The sequence below is a fragment of the Polaromonas sp. P1_E1_2 genome (assembly GCF_056406035.1).
Genome location: NZ_JBFUAZ010000694.1, coordinates 1 through 2,064, shown reverse-complemented (window position 1 = coordinate 2,064; position 2,064 = coordinate 1). Strand labels below are relative to the sequence as shown.

At 64.4% G+C, this 2,064-nt stretch carries 2 protein-coding genes and 1 pseudogene; all 3 read left to right on the top strand.

The features are described from left to right. On the top strand, positions 1-483 hold a 483-nt coding region (locus tag AC1D1P_RS21825; protein ID WP_477674415.1), incomplete at its 5' end, for a Crp/Fnr family transcriptional regulator. Positions 484-642: 159 nt separating this feature from the next. Beyond that, entirely contained in the window at positions 643-1,335 is a 693-nt protein-coding gene (locus AC1D1P_RS21820) for a Crp/Fnr family transcriptional regulator (protein ID WP_477674414.1), read from the top strand. Between the two features lie 303 nt (positions 1,336-1,638). Further along, a pseudogene (locus AC1D1P_RS21815) lies at positions 1,639-2,064 on the top strand (hypothetical protein); the annotation flags it as partial.

Below are 2,064 nucleotides of genomic sequence, written 5' to 3'. Positions count from 1 at the left end.
GTCGTGGGTATCTCCCTGTTCATGGGCGGGGAGTCCACACCCAGCCGCGCCGTCGTGCAAAGCGCCGGCCAGGGCTTTCGCCTCAAGGCGCAGGCGATCAAGGACGAGTTCAAGCGCGCGCCGGTGCTGCACCTGCTGCTGCGCTACACCCAGGCACTGATCACGCAGATGGCGCAAACCGCGGTGTGCAACCGCCACCATTCGCTCGACCAGCAGCTGTGCCGCTGGCTGCTCCTCAGCCTCGACCGGTTGCAAAGCAATGAGCTGGTGATGACGCAGGAGCTGATCGCCAACATGCTGGGCGTGCGCCGCGAAGGTGTGACCGAAGGCGCGACCAAGCTGCAAAACCTCGGGCTGATCCGCTATTCGCGCGGCCGCATCACGGTGCTGGACCGACCGGGGCTGGAGCAGCGCACCTGTGAATGTTATGCCGTGGTGAAGAAGGAATACGACCGCTTGCTTCCCGAAAAACTCGCCTCCTAGCATCCCGGTGTGCGGCCTGTTGTGTGCTGTGTGCGCTGGCACACGGTGGCGTTGGCAGCACCTCATGCATACTGGGGCACCGAATTGAACTGACGACAGTAGCGCGGCCTTGTCCGTGACCCGGCACTCCCCGGGGTCCGCCTACACCGGAGAGCCGCTTTGGCCCCTGTCGAAAACCACCTCATTGAGCTTCTCCCTCGCAAGGATCGCCTGCGCCTGCTCGCCGTCTGCGAGCCCGTCGAGCTGTCGCTGGCTGAAGTGCTGTGCGAACCCGGCAAACCCACACGTTACGTCTATTTCCCGGTCGAAAGCTTCATTTCCCTTGTGGCCCTGGTGGAAGGCAGCCCGGGGGTGGAGGTTGGCATGGTGGGGCGTGAAGGCATGCTGGGTGCGCAACTGGTGCTGGGCGTTGTCACCGCGCCGGTGCATGCGGTGGTGCAGGGCGCGGGGGCGTCCTGGCGGATCAGCACCGCCGTTTTCCGGCGCGAGCTGGCGCGCAGTGCTTCGTTGCAACGCGGCCTGAACCGCTACCTTTATGTCTTGATGGCGCAGCAGTCCGCATCAGCCGCCTGCCTTCGTTTTCACCTGACGAGCCAGCGCCTGGCCCGATGGCTGCTGATGAGYCAGGACCGCGCGCATTCCGACMATTTTCATGTGACRCACGAATTTCTGGCCTACATGCTGGGCATGCGCCGCGTCGGCATCACGTCGGCCGCCAGCGCGCTGCAGCGCGGTGGATTGATCGAATACCACCGTGGTGAATTGAAGGTTCTTGACCGCGGCGGCCTGGAAGCCGCGGCATGCAGCTGTTACGCGGCTGACCGGAAAACCTATACCCAATTGCTGCATTGAGGGGCGGCTTTGGGATGGCGGGGGCCTGTCTGTCAGGCAAAAGCATCGGTTTACCTGTTTCAGCTCAACTGCGGCCCGCGACACGGCCTGAAAACCTTTTGCGGCCGATGTGCGTTACCGCACGGACGGATCGCCTAGGGCCGCCTAGAAAGGAGCGTACGGCGATATTGCGAACCTTTGAAGGCGCAGCGCCCAACCGCTGTTGCAGCGCCATGCAACTCCTTTAGCGAGGGTTCTGAAATGATCCGGCTTGCTTCCTCACCCCCTCCCAATATCAGGCTGCTGGCGCGCTCGGCGCTGACCATGCTGAGCTCTCCTGAACTCATGAAGGAGTCCCGATGCGAGCTGCCCGCCACCAGTGCCGCTGCGCTGGATGTTCTGCGCGACTGGGCCAAAGGAGGCGGCGAGGGCGCTGACGACGCCCATCTCGCCTCGCTTCCCGAGCGGCAGCTCGAAGCGCTCACACCCGACCACCCGCTGGACATCGCGATCGCCGACTGGGACGCGCTGTTTGGCGCCGTCAAGGCCAGGCTCATGCTCAGCGTCGGTGAAAAACTCGCAGCAGCACCCAACTCGCAGGCCGGCGAGGCCGCGGAGCTGGTCCAGTCCACCGTGTTGGAGTGTGTGGGCGCCTTGCACCAGCTTCACCTGGCACTGACGCAGGAGCGCGGGCAGCGTGCTCATCCGGCAGTTCCAGGCGCGCAGGCCACCCAGCCTATGGCGCCAGGT